The sequence below is a fragment of the Gilvimarinus gilvus genome (genome assembly GCF_030518155.1).
Taxonomy (GTDB): domain Bacteria; phylum Pseudomonadota; class Gammaproteobacteria; order Pseudomonadales; family Cellvibrionaceae; genus Gilvimarinus; species Gilvimarinus gilvus.
Window position 1 is genome coordinate 1 of the sequence record NZ_JAULRU010000741.1, and the last position, 1,586, is coordinate 1,586.

The 1,586-nt window shown below is 41.9% G+C and carries 2 protein-coding genes; both read right to left on the bottom strand.

Going from position 1 to position 1,586, the window contains the following annotated elements:
* Positions 1 to 827 (bottom strand): condensation domain-containing protein (locus QWI17_RS19185; protein ID WP_302724144.1); only part of this gene is annotated, 827 nt, incomplete at its 3' end.
* A partial coding sequence (locus QWI17_RS19190; RefSeq protein ID WP_302724145.1) for a phosphopantetheine-binding protein occupies positions 821 to 1,586 on the bottom strand: 766 nt, incomplete at its 5' end. The genes QWI17_RS19190 and QWI17_RS19185, both read right to left, overlap by 7 nt.

Genomic DNA, 1,586 nt, shown 5'->3' on the forward strand with positions numbered 1-1,586 from the left:
TGAACCACAGGAAGTCCAGCAAGCTTTTTTTCCCAGTATCTCAACTGCTCATTAATAGCATCTCCCTGAAGATTCTCTCGCTGCCAAAACGAATAGTCAGAGTACTGTATGTTAAGGGGGACTAACGACGACTCTTCCCCCATAACGTAAGCTGAATACAAATTACTAAACTCGTCAACCAGAATCTTAAGCGACCAACCATCCGAGGCTATATGATGCATGGTGAAAACCACAATATGCTCAGCACTATTAACACTCGCCAAGTGCACGCGTATCATTAGGTCTTGCGACAAATCAAACGATCTCACTGATTCTTTCGCAAAAAATTGCGCAATATTCTCTTCACCACCATCTATAGAGGTTATCGTTAGATAATCATCCTCTCGAATATTTTCCACCTTTTCGACTAACTGGACGACGTCATTTTCTGACCCCATTGAAAAACGGGTGCGCAGAACTTCATGCCTCTGAATAATGTTAAATAATGCTTTCTTAAAGGCAGTAATATTCAGATCACCACGAAGCCACATCGCGCTGGACATATTGTATTGCGGACTACCTCCTCCGACCTGATCCAGCACCCAAAGGCGGTATTGAGAGTATGACAACGGTGCATCAAGATTGCGCTGCTTTCTGACTAATTTTGTCGAGAGAGACACACTCTCAAAATACCTGATCAAGTTATCTCTATTATTTTTAATAATGGCGATAACCTCTTCGGTCATGGCCCCTTTTGCACTTTTAGTTTTCAAGGTCCCATTTTGATAATTCAAATAGACCCCATTTTTTCGTAACGTCAATATGACATCTTCTATTATATCTACCATTCCATCTCCTCCATCTCTTCCTGATCGATGTCAGAGAACTGTCCACTTGCTGACTCTATAATTGCGCTCATGTGCTCTAATTTTTCGCAGCGTATCAATTGATTTAGTGTTAATGACATACTGAATTCAACATTAACTCTATTTAGTAACTTTACCGCCAGAAGAGAATCGCCACCAATAGCAAAAAAGTTGTCGTTCACCCCAACTTTATCAACACCCAAAACCTCTTCCCAAATGGTACATAGCATCTTCTCGACCTCATTAGAAGGCGCCCTATACTCCCCCTTCATTACATCAACATCAATGCTCGGAAGCGACTTTCTGTCAATCTTCCCATTAGAAGATAATGGCAGCTCACTCAATATCATGTATTGAGAAGGAACCATATAGTCAGGTAATCGACTTAATAAACTTTCTTTTACGCCCGATAGAATATCGGCTCGCGTACTACTTTTAGATTCTGATACATCCAAATTATTTCTATACTGTTCACCAAGGACAACATAAGCGACCAACTGCTTATGTTGTTCATCACCTACAGATGTCACAACAGCATTATCAATGCTCGGCACCTCCATGAGCGCAGTTTCAATCTCCCCTAGCTCAATTCTGAATCCTCGTATTTTGACTTGGTGATCTAGCCGACCCAAATATTCGAGCTCCCCTTGATCCGTCCAACGAACCAAATCTCCGGTCTTATACAGCCGAGCGTCAGCACCATCATCAGCTTCCCTGTATGGATTACTGGTGAAGACTTGA